The sequence below is a fragment of the Streptomyces sp. NPDC048637 genome, assembly GCF_040650675.1.
Taxonomy (GTDB): Bacteria; Actinomycetota; Actinomycetes; order Streptomycetales; family Streptomycetaceae; genus Streptomyces.
In genome coordinates this window covers 336,001-353,696 of the sequence record NZ_JBEZHQ010000004.1, presented here as the reverse complement: position 1 = coordinate 353,696, position 17,696 = coordinate 336,001, and the positions used below count along the sequence as shown (strand labels likewise).

Sequence of the window (17,696 nt, the reverse complement as noted above, 5' to 3'; positions counted from 1 at the left end):
AACCGCTGCCCTCTCTCACGGTCGCGCCGCCAGCTCCTCCAGCAGCCGGGGCAGCGCACTGCCGATCGGCTCGCGGATCACCTCGGCGGCGAGCTCGTCGTACGGCGTCGGCTCGGCGTTGACGATGATCAGCCGTGCGCCGTGCTCGGCGGCCACACCCGCGAGCGAGGCCGCCGGCTGCACCTGCAGCGTCGTACCGACCGCGAGGAAGATCTCCGCCGCCTTCGCCACGCCCAGTGCCGTACCGAGCACCTGCGGGTCCAGCCGCTCTCCGAACATCACCGTCGCCGACTTCAGAATTCCGCCGCACACCAGACACGCCGGATCCGGCTCGCCCGCGGTCACCCGCGCCAGTGCCTCCTCCATCGAGGACCGGGCATGACAGCGGGTGCACGTCACCGCGCGTACCGTGCCGTGCAGTTCGAGCACCTTGCGTTCGGGCATCCCGGCGCGCTGATGCAGCCCGTCGACGTTCTGTGTGATCACCCGCACCGGTGTCCCGGACCGTTCCAGCCTGGCCACCGCCTCGTGCGCGGCATTCGGCTGCGCCCGGAACGCCGGGCTCTCCTGCCGCATCCGCCACGACCGCCGCCGGATCTCCGGATCGCCCATGTACGCGTCGTAGGTGACCAGCTTCTCCGCCTCCGGGTCCCGCCGCCACAGCCCGTTCGGCCCGCGGTAGTCGGGGATCCCGGAGTCGGTGGAGACACCCGCTCCGGTGAGGATCGCGACGAGGGGGCGGCGGGGCGGCTGGTCGGGGGAGGGGGCGGTACCGGTCATGGGGCGAGCGTACGCAGTCCCTGTGCCGTCCGTCGTGTCAGTTTTCGGTGTCCGGGTGCCAGCCGGGGGCGTGCTGCCGGGCGAGTGCGTCCCAGGCGGGGGAGCCGCCGGGGAGGGGCCAGGCGCAGGTCCGGTCCGGGGTGGTGACCAGCTCGTGCAACTGCTGTCCCAGTCGGCGGTCGGCCGCCCGGGTCAGGGTTTCGACGAGCGGGGGGCACTCGGCGTGTGCCCGTTCCAGGCCGGTGACGTGTTCCTCGTGGTGGCTGATCAGGGGCTGGGCGTAGCGCGTGGCCCACTGGTCCGGGAGTTCCCGGGCCAGGGCGAGCACGTGCGGGCGGCCGTGCTCGGCGAGCGCGGCCGCCAGGCGGTCGTGACCGTCCACCACCAGGAAGGTGTCGAGGCCGCTCACCCACCAGAGGAGGACCGGAGGCAGGACGCCCTCACGGTATTGGCGCCGGTACGCCTTCACCCGCGCGGTGCCGGGGCCGGGCAGCGGGCGCAACGGCAGCATGTCACGGGCGTCCTCCTCGGGATCGCCGTAGCCGAACCAGGTGATGTGGCCGATGGCCGGGTCGTGTTGGGGCAGGCGCGCCCAGTTCGCGGTGATGTCCCACCTGGGGGGAAGGCCGCGGGTGAGCTGCCAATCCCCCTCGTGCAGCGGCCCGTTGGCGCTCTCCTGCAGCGCACTCGCGAAGTGATGCGCCCACCGGGCGAACCAGGCATCGTCGTCCGGGCAGGTCTCCCGGTACGTACGGGCCACCTCGGCGCGCAACGGAGGTATCGGCGAGGCGTACCGGCCGGTGCGTGCGTAGTGGACCCCGCGATGGGTGACGCGCTGCCGGGCCAGCAGGACGACCTGGTCTTCCTGGAAGAGCACCAGCCGCCGCCCGTCGGCGACTTCGGCCCGCAGCGGCGGCCGGGCCGGGCCGTCGACGCCCAGCGCCAGCCCTTCCCAGCGGACGCCTTCGGCGGAGCGGGGGAGTGTGGTGCGCTTCATGGGTGTCGCCTCGCTTCTTCGGGGGGCTCCGGAGGGGACGCCGGGCGCCGGGCGCCGGGCGCCGGGCGCCGGACTCCGGACTCCGGACTCCGGACGCCGGGCTGCCGGACCGGGCACGAGCCTATGGCCCGTGGTCCGGGGGCGTCTCCGTCCGGTCGGCGCCGGGCGCCATCGGCTACCCGCAGTGCCTCCGCTGCCCCCGCGGACCGTACGTAGGATCGCGAAGGGCGCCCGGCCGAACGGGAGCGGCCGCCCCGACCCACCGCACCACGATTCCACTGCACCGCGTTCCCACTGCACCGCGTTTCCACCGCACCGCGATTCCACCGCACCGCGTTTCCACCGCATCACGTTTCCACTGCACCCCGGAGGAGCCACCGTGTTCACCACCCGCCCGACCCTCCAAGGCACTTTCGGCATGGCCTCCACCACGCACTGGCTGGCGTCCCAGTCCGCGATGGCCGTCCTGGAGGACGGCGGAAACGCCTACGACGCAGCGGTGGCCGCCGGGTTCGTGCTGCATGTCGTGGAGCCGCATCTGAACGGACCGGCGGGTGAGGTGCCGATCATCCTGGCCCCAGCGGACGGGCCCGTGCGGGTGCTGTGCGGCCAGGGCCCGGCACCGGCCGGAGCGAGCGTGGCGCACTACACCTCACTCGGCCTCGACCTGGTGCCCGGCACCGGTCCGCTCGCCGCCGCGGTCCCCGGCGCCTTCGACGCCTGGATGCTGCTGCTGCGCGACCACGGCAGCAAGTCCCTCGCCGAGGTGCTGCGGTACGCCATCGGCTACGCCGAGCACGGTCACCCCGCCGTGGAGCGGATCGGTGAGACCGTCGAGACGGTCCGCGAACTCTTCGAGACGGAGTGGATCTCCTCCGCCGAGATCTACCTTCCCGACGGCCGGCCCGTCGCCCCCGGAGGGCTGCTCAGGAACCGTCCGCTGGCCGCCACGTGGCGCCGGCTGACCGCCGAGGCGGAGGCCGCCGCGGCCGGCCGCGAGGCGCAGATCGAGGCCGCCCGCCGCATCTGGCGCGAGGGCTTCATCGGCGAGACCCTCGCCGCCTTCGCGGCCCGCCCCGCCATGGACACCACCGGCGAACGCCACGCGGGCACCCTCACCGGCGACGATCTGGCCGCCTTCTCCGCCACCTACGAGGCGCCCGTCACCCACGACTGGAACGGCTGGACCGTCGCCAAGGCGGGCGGCTGGTCCCAGGGCCCGGCCTTCCTCCAGCAACTGGCCCTGCTGCCACCGGAGTTGCCCGCGTACGGCAGCCCCGAGTACGTCCATCTGCTCATCGAGGGCTGCAAGCTGGCGATGGCCGACCGCGAGGCCTGGTACGGCGACGCCGCCGACGTGCCGCTCGACACCCTGCTGAGCGACGGATACAACGCCGAACGCCGGGCCCTCATCGGCGAGCGCGCCTCGTACGAGCTGCGCCCCGGCAGTCCGGACGGCCGCACCCCGCGGCTGAGCAAGCACGCGGTGGCGGCAGCGGCGGGCGTGGACGGCTTTGCGGCGCGGAGCGTCTCCTGGCGCGGAGCGGGCGAGCCGACCGTCGCGCAGGGGGTGCCGGGGACGGCCGGGTCCGGCGGCGTACGGGTGGATGTGGCGCCCGAGATCGACCGGAACGGTGCCACCCGCGGCGACACCTGCCATATCGATGTCGTCGACCGCTGGGGCAACCTGGTCTCCGCCACCCCGTCCGGCGGCTGGCTGCAGTCCAACCCCGTCGTCCCGGCGCTCGGCTTCCCGCTCGGCACCCGGCTGCAGATGGCCTGGCTGGAGGAGGGCCTGCCCAACTCGCTCACCCCGGGGCGCCGCCCCCGCACCACCCTCACCCCGTCCCTCGCGCTGCGCGACGGCGTCCCGGTGATGGCCTTCGGGACGCCGGGCGGCGATCAGCAGGACCAGTGGCAGGTGCACTTCTTCCTGGCCGTGGCACTGCGCGGGGCGGTCCGCGGCGGTCTCGACCTGCAAGGCGCCGTCGACGCCCCGAACTGGCACAACGACTCCTTCCCCGGGTCCTTCTTCCCGCGCGGGATGCGGCCGGGGAGCGTGACCGTGGAGTCCCGGATCGGGCAGCGGACCATCGACGGGCTGCGCCGGCGTGGTCACCGCGTCACGGTGGGTGACGCCTGGTCCGAGGGGCGGCTGTGTGCGGTGGCGCGGGACCCGGAGTCCGGGGTGCTGTCCGCGGCGGCGAATCCGCGGGGGATGCAGGGGTACGCGGTCGGGCGCTGAGGCGCTCCGCCGGGCCGTGCCCGGGCGCGCGCCTGGGTGCGCCTCCGGTGCGCCCCGGGCGGCCCGGCGCCCGGCCGTGCCCGCCGCGGCATCCGGAATTCACCTGGAGTCCAGCCGTCGTGTCAGTGGCTCGTGTTTCGATGGACACATGATCGAAGCACTTCGTACCCAAGATTCGGGAGAGACCGCGATTACCCCGATTGCCACCACCCCGTCCGCCGCGCGCCCGGCCACCGCCCCGGAGGAGCCGTCGCTCGACCTGTCGGCGCTGGATCTGGCCGCCGTCGAGGCCGCCGTCCGCCGTGCCGCGGCCGACGAGATCATGCCCCGCTTCCGGCAGCTCGCCGCCGAGGACATCGTCGAGAAGAACGGGCCGCACGACCTCGTCACGGTCGCCGACCGGCTCGCCGAGGAGCATCTGACCGCCTCCCTCACGGCCCTGCTGCCCGGCTCCCGGGTGGTCGGCGAGGAGGCGGTGCACGCCGACCCGCGGGTGCTGGACGCACTGCACGGTGACGACCCCGTCTGGATCGTCGACCCGGTCGACGGCACCCGCCAGTTCGTGCACGGCGACCCGGGCTTCTGCACGCTCGTCGCGCTCGCCCACCGCGGCGAGGTGCTGGCCTCCTGGACGTACGCCCCCGCACTCGGCCTGATGGCCATCGCCCGCCGCGGCGCCGGCGCACAGCTGAACGGCATACCGCTGCAGGCCGGCAGCCCGTCCTCCGGTGCGGTCCTCGATGTCGCCACGTCCCACTACGACTTCACCGACGACGAGCAGAAGCGGGTGCTCGCCACCCTGGAGACCGGCGGTATCGCCCCCCGCCCCTGTGGTTCGGCGGGCCTGGAGTATCTGCACATAGCCCGCGGCGAGATCGACGCCATTGCCTTCAGCTGGGAGAACTCCTGGGACCACGCGGCCGGGCTGCTGCTGGTCCATGAGGCGGGCGGCGCGAGCGGCACGGTCGCCGGTCAGCCGTTCCGTATCGAAGGCGGCAATGCGCTGCCCTTCACCGCAGCGCGGGACGCCGAAACGGCGCGGCGTATCCTCGGACTGCTGGCAGCCGCCAACTGACCCTCAAGGACGAGGGCCGGACTTGAGGGGAGTGGCGCAGGTGCCGAGGATGCTCGATGCCGTGGTGATCGGGGCGGGACCCAACGGCCTGACGGCGGCCGTCGAACTGGCCCGCCGCGGCATGTCCGTGGAGGTCTTCGAGGCCCGGGACACGATTGGCGGCGGCGCCCGCACGGAGGAGCTGACCCTTCCCGGCTTCCGCCACGATCCCTGCTCGGCGGTGCACCCCACCGGCGTCGGCTCACCCGCCTTCTCCGCCATGCCGCTGGACCGCCACGGCCTCGAATGGCTGCACCCCGACCTCCCGATGGCGCACCCGTTCCCGGACGGCACGGCCGCCGTGCTCGCCCACTCCGTCGGTGAGACCGCCATGTCCTTCGGACCGCGCGACGCCGGCACCTACCGCAGGCTCATGGCGCCCTTCGTCGGCAAGTGGGACACCATGGCCCACGACTTCCTGCGCACCCAGTGGCTGGGCCTGCCGCAGGACCCGGTGACCTACGCCCGCTTCGGCCTGGTCGGGATGCAGCCGGTCAGCCTCCTCAACCGCCGCTTCCAGGACGCGAAGGCCCGCGGACTGCTGGCCGGACTCGGGGCGCACGCCAATGCCCCGCTCAGCGGCTTCGGGACCTCCGGTATGGCCCTGATGTTCGCGCTCGCCGCCCACCACAAGGGCTGGCCGGTGCCGCGCGGCGGCTCCCAGGCCATCTCCGACGCGCTCGCCGGGCTGCTGTCCGCCCACGGCGGAGTGGTGCACACCGACTTCGAGGTCAAGCGCCTGGACGATCTGCCGCCGGCCCGCGCGTATGTCTTCGACACCTCACCGACCGCGCTCGCCCGGATCGCCGGTCTGGGCAACGCCTACCGCGAGGTGAAGTACGGCCCCAGCGTCTTCAAAATCGACTACGCGCTGTCGGCCCCGGCACCGTGGACGGCCAAGGAGGCCCACCGCGCCGGCACTGTCCACATCGGCCCCACCAGCGGCGAGATCGGTGCCGCACTCAACGCCGCCACCCACGGCCAGGACCCCTCCGTCCCCTTCCTGATCACCGCCCAGCCCAGCCTGATCGACCCCACCCGCGCCCCCGAGGGCAAGCACACCTTCTGGGCGTACGGTCATGTCCCCAACGGCTGGGAGGGCGACGCTACCGACGTCGTCGAGCGGCAGATCGAGCGCTTCGCCCCCGGCTTCCGCGACCTCGTGCTGGCCCGCGCGGTCGCCGGCCCGCCCCAGATCGCCGCCCGCAACGCCAATTACGTCGGCGGCGACACCAACACCGGTTCCGCGGCCGGCCTGCGCCTGCTCATCCGCCCCAAGCTCGCCCGCGTCCCCTACGAAACCGCGCACCCCGCCGTCTTCCTCTGCTCCCAGGCCACCCCGCCCGGCCCCGGCGTCCACGGCATGTCCGGCCACTACGCCGCCAAGGCGGTCTGGCGCCGACTGCGCGCCAACCGCCGCTGACCGATCGGGGTGGGCTCCAGGGGGAAAGCGTGCGGGGTGGCCATGGTGTGGTTCCTTACTACGCGGCACGGGGTCTAGGTGGCAGAGCGGCTGGATCCACATGGCAGGCCCTGTCTCGCTCGGTGCGAGGCCGTGGAAGTCCGAGGTCAACGGCGGTGCGTCGTGGTGAGCGGATGACCTCGGCTTGTTTGGTCCGCAGGAAGGTCAGGGTCAGGTCGATGCCCTCGATCTCGCCGAGCCACTGCTCCTCGAAGAGGAGCTGATCGGCGTTGTGGGCTCGGATGAACACGCTACGGCCTCCCCGGGCCGCGGGTGCGACGACCTGATTCTGAGGAATGGACCCGCGGGTTCGCCCTCAACTCGCTGGGCCGGCCTCGGCGCCCTGCTCCAGCACAGTCTGTGCGGAGTCCGCGTGGCGCACTGCGGTGGTGTCATCCAGTCCTGAACCGATCATGGAGCTCACCGCCGCTCTTGCCGCAGCCACAAAAGCGGCGATCGCCGGGTGAGTACCGCCGCCCGCGCGGAAGGCGACCTTCGATCGACGGAACAACGGCAACTTGGTCAGCACCACACCTGCGCGGCTGTGCGCAGTTGCCATTTCCGGTACAAATCCGGCCCCTTGTCCGGTAGCGGCCAGGGCCAGCACTGTGCGGAAATCGTTGACCTGGTGGCGAATTCTCGGCTGGAACCCGGCCGCCTGGCAGGCGCGCACAGCCATCGCGTGACCGGTCGTACCGTCCCGCGCGGTTATCCACGGGACCTCGGCATAGGGTCCGAGCAGCTCTGCCAGCGTGCCGCTGCGGCTGGTGGTATGGGCCGCAGTATTGGTGACGAGGTACACCGCCTCGTCCAGCACGGGTACCTCGTCCACCGTGGTGTCCGGTGACGCGGGTACGAAGTCGTAGTCATGGACAAGGGCCACGTCGAGTTCGCCGGCTCGCAGGCCGTCGGAGACGCGCGCAGAGTCGATCTCTTGCACCATCGGTTCCAGCGCGGGATGCCGTTGAGTCAGCTCTGCCAGCGCGGCGGGCACGATGGTGTGGCCACCGGAGGGGAAGGTCCCGATACGCAGCGGTCCGCCGATGCCCTCCCGCGCGCTGGCCAGCTCGGCGACCGCCAGCTCAAGGCGTTGCAGCACGGCGTCGGCGTGTGCGACGAGGGACCGGCCTGCGGGCGTGAGGATCACACGCCTGCCGCTGCGTTCCAGCAAGGCCACGCCTGCCTCGCGTTCCAGCACCCCCAGCTGCTGGGAGACGGCGGATGCGGTGAAGGTCAGCGCCTCGGCCACGGCCGCGATCGTGCCCCGCCGGTCCAGCTCGCGAAGCAGGTGGAGACGACGAACATCAAGCATAAGTTCACCTTAGGCATAAAGGTAGAAATCAGAAATGGATCTACCGGGTCAGTGTGAGCCAGGGTGGGACCATGAAGCCCAACCCCCTCTTCAACGGCCTGTACGTGCCCTTGGTGACTCCGTTCACCAACGACCTGCGCCTGGCCCCCGATGCGCTGGCCCGACTCGCCGACGAGGCGCTGTCGGACGGCGCCTCCGGACTCGTCGCCCTCGGCACCACCGCGGAATCTGCCACGTTGACCGCGGAGGAGAAGCAGACTGTGGTGCGAATCTGCTCGGCCGCCTGCCGGGGACACGGCGTCCCGCTGATCGTCGGGGTCGGCACCAACGACACTGCCACCGCCATCGAGTCGCTGCGCGAGCTGGCGGCCACCGGTGACGTAGCCGCGGCGCTGGTTCCCGCGCCGCCCTACATCCGGCCCGGTGAAGCGGGGACACTCGCGCATTTCACCGCGCTGGCCGAACACGGGGGCATACCACTGATCGTGTACGACATCCCCTACCGCACCGGACAGACTCTCAGCGCCGCCACGATCGCCGCACTCGGCCGCCTGCCAGGGATCGTCGGGATCAAGCACGCAACCGGCGCGATCGACGCGACCACGGTGGAGTTGCTCGGCTGCGCCCCGCCCGGCTTCGCCGTGCTCGGCGGCGACGACGTCGTCATATCACCGCTCGTCGCGGCGGGCGCCCACGGCGGAATTGTCGCCTCGGCCAATGTCCGCACCGCCGACTACGCCGAACTGATCTCGTTGTGGCGTCTCGGCTCCGCTGCACCCGCCCGCAGGCTCGGAGCCGAGCTGGCCCGGTTGTCAGCTGCCCTCTTCGCCGAACCGAACCCGACAGTGATCAAGGGAGTACTGCACGCTCAGGAACGCATTCCCAGCCCGGCCGTCCGGATGCCGTTGCTGGCCGCCTCCACCAGTACGGTCCGCCGAGCGGCGCTCCTGGCCAGCAGTCGTGCACGCCAGGCCTCCCCAGCCTGACTGGTCACTCCAGCCGCTGCTGGTGGGAGGGGTATCGGTGGTCACGGTTCACCTCCGCCTGCGCGGAGAGAACCTCCGCGGCCTGACGTGGATGCGCGGCTGCGTTCCGGTGGTGCTACTAGTCTCAGCCACCATGAGCACCTCCCTCACCCTCATCCAGGGCGACATCACCGAACAAGCCGTGGACGCCGTGGTCAACGCCGCCAACTCATCACTCCTCGGCGGCGGGGGAGTGGACGGCGCGATCCACCGGCGCGGCGGCCCGGAGATCCTCGACGCATGCCGCGATCTGCGCGCCGCACAGTACGGCCGCGGCCTGCCCACCGGCCAGGCCGTCGCCACCACCGCCGGCCGGCTGCCGGCCCGCTGGGTCATTCACACCGTCGGCCCGGTCCACTCCGCGACCGAGGACCGCTCCGCCCTGCTCGCCTCCTGCTACCGGGAGTCCCTCCGGGTCGCTGACGAACTGGGCGCGCGGACCGCCGCGTTCCCGGCCATCTCCACCGGCGTCTACAGGTGGCCGATGGAGGACGCCGCTCGCATCGCCGTCGAGACGGTGCGCGACGCGGACACGGCTGTCGAAGAGGTGCGCTTCGTCCTCTTCGACGAGCAGGCGTTCGCGGTGTACGCCGCGCTCATTGGCTGACTGCGGCAGAAACGCATCCAGCGTGGCGAAGACGCCTGCTCCATCCCCTGATCTACGGGGTGACCTGCGGGAACGCAGGCTCAGCCGTTGCTGGGTCCGGCGGTCCTGGTCCGGTACGTGAGCCGGAGCGCCATGAGGGCGGAGACGGACTGCAGCCACCGGGCGACATCCTGGTCGCCCTCCACGGTACGCACCAGGGACGCCGCCGACTGCAGCCAGTCGCGTACCAGTTGTGCCGCGGCGTCGCCGGGCACCGGCTCGGGGAGCGCCGCGGCGTACGTGGTCCCGCCGCTGCGGACGACTTCGGCGAGGAAGGCCACCGCGCGCGGAAGGACGCCCTGCCGGTCGAGGACGACGGCGGCGCCCACCGCCCCGTCCCCGAAGAGTGCGGTGCGGTGCGGGCCACCGAATCCGATGCCGTAGCGCAGCAGCGCCGTGACATCCAGCGCGGCGAGTTCGTCGTCGGTCCTGCCTGGGGGAGGTGAGGGCTGCATACCTGTCTCGGAATCGGTCACTTCACGGTGACGGTGTAGGTGTGGTAGCTCGGACGGCTCGATGCCGGTGCGGCCGTGGAGCCGGCGGGCGGGGGCGGGGAAGCCGTGGCCGAGTCATCGCCCTTGTCGACGCAGGCGTGCACGGGGCAGTGGATCAGCCGGATCGTGGTGCTTCCCCGGCCGACGGCCTTGAAGCGGAACAGCTGACTGCCGCCGCCTGCCCCGTCCGCCTCGCTCCCCGGGTTCTCCTGATCCTCGCCCGCCGCGCGCAGTACACGGGCGGCGGGCTTCGGCTCGGCCACGTACCAGCGTTCACCGAGCGAGGCGTTGGAGGGCACGGACAGCGTGAACTCCTCGCCGGAGTCGGCCTCGATGGCGGTCTCGTCCGTGTCGTATGTGGTGGGACCGAGGAGACCGCATCCGGTGAGGGCGGCGAGGGCGGTGAGCGTGGTGAGTGCCGGTGTGAGTGCCCGGCGAAGGACGGTGTCCGGGAGTTGAGTACGCATCATGGATCGCTTCAGTCGGCGGGCAGGTGGACGGCGTAGGCGTCGGGCATGCGGTTGTCGGAGGCCTTGTCCATGCGGCCGTTGACGAAGTCGTCCTCACTGACCCAGGTGGTGGTGCCCCAGGGGTTGTAGACCTGGAGCATGTCGCCCTCCTGGCCGATGATCATCATCGCGTGGCCGGAGCGCTCATCGTCCTTGTTGTACCCCTCGACGCCGATCGGCACCGGCTTGCCCTCGGCCACGGATTTCTCGATGTCCGGCAGCACATCGCGCCGGGCATCGGCGCTCCTGGTCTCCTGGAAGTCGTACGCCGCTCCGGTGTGCGGGCTGATCTCCTTGTCGACCACGGTGGTCTTGCCGTCGTTGTCCATGCCGTTGGGGTGCCGGGAGAACGGGAAGTCATAGTCGTAGTTCCCGTCGCCCTCGTCGTGCACCCGCTGCTGCTCGGCACCCAACCGGTCGCGGAACGCCTCGGGGTCGTCCTCCTGGCCGGACGGGCCACCGGTGAGTCCAAGGGCATAGACGGGGTCGACCATGGCCCGTGCGCTCACGGTGGAGGACGGAACGCAGGTGTTTCCGTCCTGCGACCACCGTTCGCCGTTGAAGGCCTGGTCGTCGGTGTTGTTGTTCCTGCCGTCCTTGGCGCGCCCCTCGTTGTCCATGCTGTCCGCGGCGGTGGTCACCGGTGTGAGGTGGCGCTGGAGCCAGGCCGGGTCCTTGCCATGGATCTTTCCCTGGAATTCCGACACGGCGTTCAGGTCGTACCCCGCGGCCAGCGCCTTGACCAGGTAGGCGCGTTCCTGCGGCGTCTTGGAGTCGGCGAGCATCTTGTCGAACGCGGCGCGGTCGCGGGCGTTCATCTTCTCCATGTACTGGCCGGAGCGTTCGAGGTCGTTCGCGCTGAGCAGCTCGTTCATCTCCGCTGGGCCGTTGGGGCCCGCAGTGTCCGCGAGGGCGAGTTTGTCGGCGGCGGAGAGGCCACTCGTGTGCATCTTCCCGGCCCGCGCCTCGGATGCGAACTTGTTGAGGTCACGGGCGGCCGCGCGGCCCGCGTCGTCGGCGGACCGTGCCGCGGAGCGCATCTTCTCGACACCGGCGCAGGCCACGGTGCCGGCCCGCCAGATCGCGTCCTCCTCCTCGTCGGTGTCCACCATGTTGTCGAAGAAACCGTCCTCGGAACCGAGAATGGACAGCGCCTCGTGCAGTTGGCCGCGGCCGGTCTCGTCCAGCTTCTGGGCGGCGTCGACCGCGTCGCTCAGGGACAGCAGCGCATTGCCCCCCTTTTGCAGGGCTTCGGACATCTGCCGGGCCGCCCGGGCCGCGGCCTGGACGACCTCGGACGCCGCCACGCCGGACTTCCCCATCCAGACCTCCGGCAGGCCTGACGTGGCCACCTGGTCGACCTTGACGGTGACCTCTTCGGCGGTCTTCGACTGGGTGCGGTAGCGCTTGCCCAGCAGTTCGAGTGTTCCGGGGGAGCCAACCGGGGCCGGGACGGCGAGGGCGGCATTGATCTCGGCGATCATCTCGTTCTTGTCGTCGCAGTCGAGGAGCCGCTTGTAGCACTCCTCCAGCTTGGCGCGACGCTCCGTGGTGGATCCCTGCTCAGCCATCGAGTGTGGAAAGACCTTTGTGTGCGATGCGGTCGTGGGGCAGAAGTCGTGGGGCAGAAAGCGCGGGCCCGCCTCAGCCGAAGGGGGACGGGCCGGTCGCGGGGGCAGGCCTCGTCGACACCGGAGAGCCTCCGGCGCCTGCCGCCGAGTTGACCTGGGTGATCACTTCGTGGTCGGCCTGGTCGTAATTGGACCGGGAGGCACGGACTTTGCCGGCGAGTTCGTGGAGCGCGCTTTCGAGGGTCTTCGCTTCGTCCTGCCAGGCGGTGGAGAACGACCGGTAGGCGGGGCCGGAATCGGAGCCGCCGAGCATGTCGTCGTCGAAGCGGACCGCGTCGGCTATGGCGGACTTGATGTCACCGGTGTCGTCTCCCGCCGAGTCGAGCTTGTCCGCCTCGGCGTCCATACCGCCCTGTTGGACGTGGTATCCGGAATGGCCGGCCATGGATCCCCCGAGTGTTCGTTCCGTGACGCCCGCACCTGGCGTGGTACGCCGAAGGGGCAGCATGCCCCTGACATGCTGCCGCGAGGTGACGTCTGAGTGGAGGTCATCTTAACCGCGCGGCGGATGGCCGGGCGGTGGGTCATTGCCGCCGTCCAGGCGAGGGCGCAGGCGGCCACAGCGCTCCCACCCGCCGTGGGGCCTCGGGCGGCAGTCCTGGCTGCATGAGCCTGGGGAAACCCTTCAGACAGTGGGGCCGGTCCACCTTGCGGGGGAGGCCGCCCTCCCCGGTCGCCCGACGTAGATGTCGGATTCTCGCCAGCCGGAGGCCCTCGGCTGAGGAATCCTGGGGTGATGCACACCGACACCGAGCGCTGTCTGCGCGCCGTGCAGTCCAAGGACGCCCGCTTCGACGGCTGGTTCTACACAGCCGTGCTCACGACCCGTATCTACTGCCGTCCCAGCTGCCCCGTGGTGCCTCCCAAGCCGGAGAACATGCGCTTCTACCCGAGCGCGGCCGCCGCCCAGCAGGCCGGTTTCCGGGCCTGCAAGCGGTGCCGCCCGGACGCCAGCCCGGGGTCCCCGGAGTGGAACGAGCGGGCCGACCTCGTCGCCCGCGCCATGCGGCTGATCGCCGACGGCATCGTCGACCGCGAGGGCGTCCCCGGACTGGCGGCGCGGCTCGGCTACAGCACCCGGCAGATCGAGCGGCAGCTGCTGGCCGAGCTGGGGGCGGGGCCGCTCGCCCTGGCCCGCGCCCAGCGTGCGCAGACGGCCCGGCTTCTGGTGGAGACCACCGCACTGCCGATGGCCGAGGTCGCCTTCGCCGCCGGTTTCGCCAGCATCCGCACCTTCAACGAGACGGTGCGGGAAGTCTTCGCACTGTCCCCGACGGAGCTGCGGCAGCGCGCCCGGCCCGGCCCGAGGGCAGCGGTGCCGGGAGCGCTCGCGCTGCGGCTGCCCTTCCGGCAGCCGCTGAACCCCGACAACCTCTTCGGGCATCTCGCCGCCACCGCGGTCCCCGGAGTCGAGGAGTGGCGGGACGGCGCCTACCGCCGGACCCTGAGCCTCCCCTACGGGCACGGCATCGTCGCCCTCTCCCCCCGCCCCGACCACATCGACTGCCGCCTCTCCCTCACCGATCTGCGCGATCTGGCCGGCGCCATCGCCCGCTGCCGCCGGATGCTCGACCTCGACGCGGACCCGGAAGCCGTCGACGGGCTGCTCCGCGAGGACCCGCTGCTGGCGCCGCTCGTCGACAAGGCACCGGGACGACGGGTCCCGCGTACGGTCGACGCCGAGGAATTCGCGGTCCGCGCCGTCCTGGGCCAGCAGGTCTCCACCGCGGCGGCCCGCACCCACGCCGGACGGCTGGTCCGTGCGCACGGCGAACCGGTCGATGACCCGGACGGCGGCCTCAGCCATCTCTTCCCGTCCGCCGCCGCGCTCGCCGGGCTGGACCCGGAGCAGCTGGCGATGCCCCGTACCCGGCGGGCCACCCTCATCGGCGTCATCGCCGCCCTCGGCTCCGGTGCGCTGCAACTGGGTATCGGCAGTGACCGGGACGCCGCCCGGGCGCAGCTCGCGGCGCTGCCGGGCATCGGCCCCTGGACCGTCGAATGCATCGCCATGCGCGCGCTCGGCGACCCGGACGCCTTCACCGCGACCGACCTCGGTCTGCGCCGCGCGGCCGCCGGCCTCGGTCTGCCGCACACCCCGGCGGCCCTCGTCCGGCACTCCGCGCTCTGGCGCCCCTGGCGCGCCTACGCCGTCCAGTACCTCTGGGCGACCGACGACCATCCCATCAATCACCTTCCGATCAATCACCTTCCGACGAACTGAGCCCACCGCCATGACCGTTCACGCACCCGAACCCGCCGCCCCCGTCACCCACACCGTCCTGGACGGCACCCCGGTGGGGCCGCTCACCCTCGTCGCCGCCGGCGAGGCCCTCAGCGGCCTCTACATGACCGATCAGCGCCACCGCCCGCCCCAGGAGACCTTCGGCGACCCGGCGGACCCCGGCGAGCCGCCGTTCGCCGAGACCATCGCCCAGCTCCGGGCCTATTTCCGCGGCGAGTTGACCACCTTCGACCTGCCGCTGGCCCTGCGCGGCACGCCCTTCCAGCGCCGCGTGTGGGCGGCGCTGTGCACGATCCCGTACGGCGGGACCGTCTCGTACGGGCAGCTCGCCGAGCGGCTCGGTGCCCCGTCGGCGTCCCGCGCGGTCGGCCTGGCCAACGGACGCAATCCGGTCGGCATCATCGTCCCCTGCCATCGCGTCGTCGGCGCCAACGGCAGCCTGACCGGCTACGGCGGCGGCCTCGACCGCAAGCGCCGCCTGCTCGCCTTCGAACGGACGGAGGACGGCCTGTTCCCGGTGGAGGAGTGCGGGTGAGGGTGACGGACGGGGTGCTGTCTCGCCGCTCAGAGGGGGAGACAGGGAGTCGGCCGCCCGGCCGGTCAGGTGAAGGTCAGGGTCCGCGTCTGCGTGAAGAACTCGCGGGCGGCGAGCCCCTGTTCGTGCGGTCCGAATGCGGAGGCGCGGCTGCCGCCGAAGGGTGCGTGGAAGTCGGCGCCGGTGGTCGCCGAGTTGATCTTGACCATGCCCACCTGGAGCTCGTCGCAGAAGGTCATGGCCGCCTCCAGGTCGGCGGTGAAGACCGAGGCCACCAGGCCGTACGAACCGTGGTTGGCCAGCGCGAGGGCTTCTTCACGCGAGCGGGCGCGAACCACCGCGGCGACCGGCCCGAACACCTCTTGTTCGACGAGCACATCGCGTGAGCTGCGGACGTCGACCAGCGTCGGGTGGACGTAAAAGCCTTCCAGCCCGTCGACGGCCGTTCCGCCGGTGATCGTGCGACCGCTGCTGCGCGCGACCGCCGCGAGCACCGACTCTCTCGCAGTGGCATCGATCAGCGGGCCGACGCCGGTGCCCGGCAGCGCGGGGTCGCCGACCTTCAGGGCTTGCAAACGGTCGGCAAGAAGGTCGACGAAGGCATCGCCCAGTGGGTCCTCGATGATCACGCGACTGGTCGCCGTGCACTTCTGGCCGGCGTAACCGGTGATCGCAGCGGCGATGGTCGAGGCCGCGTGCTCCAGGTCGCAGTCGCGGAGCACGACCGACGCGTTCTGGCCGCCCATCTCGCACTGCGTGGCGACTCCCCGTGCCCCTGCCCTCGACGCGACCGAGCGGCCGACCGCAGTGGATCCGGTGAAGGACACGGCCGACACCGACGGATGGTCGATGATCGCTTCGGCGACGTCACGGTCACCGGTCAGCAGGTGCACGATGCCGTCGGGAAGGATCTCCTGTGCCGCGGCGGCGAACCTCTGCGCGACACCGATGGCCGGGGAAGCGGGCTTGAGCAGCACCGCATTGCCGTAGGCGAGGGCGGGTGCCACCTTCCACGTGGGGATGGCCAGCGGAAAGTTCCACGGGGTGATCATGCCGATGACACCGACCGGGTAGCGGCGGGACATCAGCCAGCCTCGACCGGTGCCGGCGGGCAGTGTCTCGCCGTCGGGCAGCAGCACCACCCCGGCGTAGTAGCGCAGAATGTCGAGGGAGCGGGTGACTTCCGCACGGGCTTCGCCGATCGGCTTGCCGACCTCTTCGCAGATCAGCGCCGCAAGCGAGTCCGCCTCGCGGGACAAGCGGTCGGCGAACGCCATCAGTGCCTGACCGCGCTCGCCCGCCGGCAGACGGGCCCAGGCCCGCTGTGCGTCGGCGGCGTGCCGCGCGGCCTCGTCTACGTCCTTCGCGCTGCTGGCCGGGCGCCGGGCGATCTCGACGAGCGGGTGTGCCGGGTTCCGGCTGACGATGTCCGTCACGGGGTCATCTCCTGGGAGTTGGGGGGAACGAGGGCGGAGGACGGCCCGCCCAGCCAGGCACGCAGCTCCGGTCCGTGCTCATCGAGCCGCGGTGGCGCGAGCCGGGTCCGCGGCGGTGTCGCGCTGAGTTCGATGGGCGACCGGACCGACGCGAAACCGTGGAGACGGTCGACCGACTTGAGCCCCAGTGACTGCGCCATACGGAAGGCGTCCGCAAGGTCGTTGACCGAACCGCAGGGCACGCCGGCCTTCGAGAGGACCGAGGTCCAGTGCTGCCGGTCGCGGCCGGCCAGAGCCGTCACCAGCACCGGACGCAGCTCGCTGCGGTGGGCCACCCGCGCCCCGTTGGTGGCGTAGCGCGGATCTCCGGCCAATTCGGGAACACCCAGCACCTCGCAGAGCGCCCTGAACTGCCGGTCGTTGCCCACACAGAGCATGAGCGCCCCGTCGGCCGTGGGGAAGGTCGAGTACGGCTCGATGCTCGGGTGTGCGTTACCGACCCGGGCCGGGACGACATCGGCGTTGAGGTAGGCGGACGAGTGGTTGGCCAGCGCCGAGAGGACACTGTTGAGCAGTGACACATCGACGCGCTGACCGCCCGCCCCGCTGTGACGCGCGTGCAGGGCCGCCAGGATGCCGGCCAAGGCGTTGAGGCCCGCCAGCACATCGACGACCGCAACTCCGGCCTTGACCGGGTCGGCGTCCTCGGTGCCGGTGACGCTCATCAGCCCGCCGACCGCCTGGACGACCGCGTCGTAGCCGGCCATCGCGGCGCCTGCCTCCCGGCCGAAGCCGCTGATGGAGCAGTAGATCAGCTGGGGATTGAGCGCATGGGCGTCCTCCCAGCCGAAGCCCAGGCGATCCATCACACCGGGCCGGAAGTTCTCGACGAGCACATCGCTGCGCCGGATCAAGCGCCGGGCGACCTCACGGTCGGCCGGGGTCTTGAGATCGAGCGCCAGGGACCGCTTGTTGCGGTTGGCGGCCAGGAAGTAGGTGGCATTGCCGTCCGGGGCGTGCGGCGGCCCCCACTGCCGTGTGTCATCACCGCCCGGGGGCTCGACCTTGATGACGTCGGCACCGAGGTCCCCGAGCGTCATGGTGACTATCGGACCTGACAGGACCCTGGAGAAGTCGGCGACACGCACGCCGGAAAGCGCGGACCCATCCATTTATGAATCTCCTTGTCTCCGATCGCCGACGGCCATTGAATGACACACGGCAACGGGATTCTTGGAACCGCGCTTCGGTTCGACCCCGCCATC

General features: G+C 71.6%; 17 protein-coding genes. 7 read left to right on the top strand and 10 right to left on the bottom strand.

What is annotated here, in order from left to right; all coding sequences use genetic code 11:
- Positions 1-15: 15 nt before the first annotated feature.
- Both AB0C46_RS08955 and AB0C46_RS08950 read right to left on the bottom strand, forming a co-directional pair.
- On the bottom strand, positions 16-780 hold the full coding sequence (locus AB0C46_RS08955; protein ID WP_362826886.1) for a Sir2 family NAD-dependent protein deacetylase: 765 nt from the start codon (positions 778-780) through the stop codon (positions 16-18).
- A gap of 37 nt (positions 781-817) precedes the next feature.
- On the bottom strand, positions 818-1,777 hold the full coding sequence (locus AB0C46_RS08950) for a hypothetical protein (protein ID WP_362826884.1): 960 nt from the start codon (positions 1,775-1,777) through the stop codon (positions 818-820).
- Positions 1,778-2,156: 379 nt separating this feature from the next.
- Between AB0C46_RS08950 and AB0C46_RS08945 the strand changes: the two genes are divergently transcribed.
- The 3 genes from AB0C46_RS08945 (at position 2,157) to AB0C46_RS08935 (ending at position 6,559) form a co-directional block, all read left to right on the top strand.
- The gene (locus AB0C46_RS08945) at positions 2,157-4,022 is read left to right on the top strand and encodes a gamma-glutamyltransferase (RefSeq protein ID WP_362826883.1); all 1,866 of its coding nucleotides are present in this window, start codon (positions 2,157-2,159) and stop codon (positions 4,020-4,022) included.
- 148 nt (positions 4,023-4,170) lie between these two features.
- Positions 4,171-5,097, top strand: coding sequence for an inositol monophosphatase family protein (locus AB0C46_RS08940; RefSeq protein ID WP_362826881.1), 927 nt, complete (start codon positions 4,171-4,173; stop codon positions 5,095-5,097).
- A gap of 40 nt (positions 5,098-5,137) precedes the next feature.
- Positions 5,138-6,559: an NAD(P)/FAD-dependent oxidoreductase gene (locus AB0C46_RS08935; protein ID WP_362826879.1), complete on the top strand. Its 1,422-nt coding sequence runs from the start codon at positions 5,138-5,140 to the stop codon at positions 6,557-6,559.
- Positions 6,560-6,617: 58 nt separating this feature from the next.
- Here AB0C46_RS08935 and AB0C46_RS08930 read toward each other — a convergent pair whose 3' ends face one another.
- A complete protein-coding gene (locus AB0C46_RS08930) occupies positions 6,618-6,848 on the bottom strand; it encodes a hypothetical protein (RefSeq protein WP_362826877.1) in 231 nt (76 codons plus the stop codon).
- A 66-nt stretch (positions 6,849-6,914) separates the two neighbouring features.
- Positions 6,915-7,910: a LysR substrate-binding domain-containing protein gene (locus AB0C46_RS08925; RefSeq protein ID WP_362826876.1), complete on the bottom strand. Its 996-nt coding sequence runs from the start codon at positions 7,908-7,910 to the stop codon at positions 6,915-6,917.
- Between the two features lie 71 nt (positions 7,911-7,981).
- Between AB0C46_RS08925 and dapA the strand changes: the two genes are divergently transcribed.
- Complete coding sequence (dapA, locus tag AB0C46_RS08920) at positions 7,982-8,896, top strand: 4-hydroxy-tetrahydrodipicolinate synthase (protein ID WP_362826874.1); 915 nt, start codon at positions 7,982-7,984, stop codon at positions 8,894-8,896.
- Between the two features lie 133 nt (positions 8,897-9,029).
- Positions 9,030-9,542 carry an O-acetyl-ADP-ribose deacetylase gene (locus AB0C46_RS08915; protein WP_362826873.1) on the top strand — a complete coding sequence of 171 codons (513 nt, stop codon included), beginning with the start codon at positions 9,030-9,032 and terminating at the stop codon, positions 9,540-9,542.
- Between the two features lie 80 nt (positions 9,543-9,622).
- Here AB0C46_RS08915 and AB0C46_RS08910 read toward each other — a convergent pair whose 3' ends face one another.
- The 4 genes from AB0C46_RS08910 to AB0C46_RS08895 form a co-directional block, all read right to left on the bottom strand.
- Entirely contained in the window at positions 9,623-10,057 is a 435-nt protein-coding gene (locus tag AB0C46_RS08910) for a hypothetical protein (protein ID WP_362826872.1), read from the bottom strand.
- Positions 10,054-10,545 carry a protease inhibitor I42 family protein gene (locus tag AB0C46_RS08905; protein ID WP_362826871.1) on the bottom strand — a complete coding sequence of 164 codons (492 nt, stop codon included), beginning with the start codon at positions 10,543-10,545 and terminating at the stop codon, positions 10,054-10,056. Before AB0C46_RS08905 ends, AB0C46_RS08910 begins: the two co-directional genes overlap by 4 nt.
- 8 nt (positions 10,546-10,553) lie before the next feature.
- On the bottom strand, positions 10,554-12,155 hold the full coding sequence (locus AB0C46_RS08900) for a peptidoglycan-binding protein (RefSeq protein ID WP_362826869.1): 1,602 nt from the start codon (positions 12,153-12,155) through the stop codon (positions 10,554-10,556).
- Positions 12,156-12,228: 73 nt separating this feature from the next.
- Positions 12,229-12,600: a type VII secretion target gene (locus AB0C46_RS08895; RefSeq protein WP_362826868.1), complete on the bottom strand. Its 372-nt coding sequence runs from the start codon at positions 12,598-12,600 to the stop codon at positions 12,229-12,231.
- A 351-nt stretch (positions 12,601-12,951) separates the two neighbouring features.
- Here AB0C46_RS08895 and AB0C46_RS08890 point away from each other — a divergent pair, with 351 nt between their 5' ends.
- Together AB0C46_RS08890 and AB0C46_RS08885 are read left to right on the top strand one after the other, a co-directional pair.
- On the top strand, positions 12,952-14,439 hold the full coding sequence (locus AB0C46_RS08890) for a DNA-3-methyladenine glycosylase 2 family protein (protein ID WP_362826867.1): 1,488 nt from the start codon (positions 12,952-12,954) through the stop codon (positions 14,437-14,439).
- A gap of 10 nt (positions 14,440-14,449) precedes the next feature.
- The gene (locus AB0C46_RS08885; RefSeq protein ID WP_362826865.1) at positions 14,450-14,995 is read left to right on the top strand and encodes a methylated-DNA--[protein]-cysteine S-methyltransferase; all 546 of its coding nucleotides are present in this window, start codon (positions 14,450-14,452) and stop codon (positions 14,993-14,995) included.
- A 65-nt stretch (positions 14,996-15,060) separates the two neighbouring features.
- On the opposite strand, the gene AB0C46_RS08880 is transcribed toward AB0C46_RS08885, so the two are convergent.
- Positions 15,061-16,431 (bottom strand): aldehyde dehydrogenase family protein, encoded by a 1,371-nt coding sequence (locus AB0C46_RS08880; RefSeq protein ID WP_362826863.1) that lies wholly within the window; start codon positions 16,429-16,431, stop codon positions 15,061-15,063.
- Complete coding sequence (locus AB0C46_RS08875; RefSeq protein WP_362826861.1) at positions 16,428-17,603, bottom strand: CoA transferase; 1,176 nt, start codon at positions 17,601-17,603, stop codon at positions 16,428-16,430. The genes AB0C46_RS08880 and AB0C46_RS08875 overlap by 4 nt, the downstream gene beginning before the upstream one ends.
- Between the last annotated feature and the right edge of the window lie 93 nt (positions 17,604-17,696).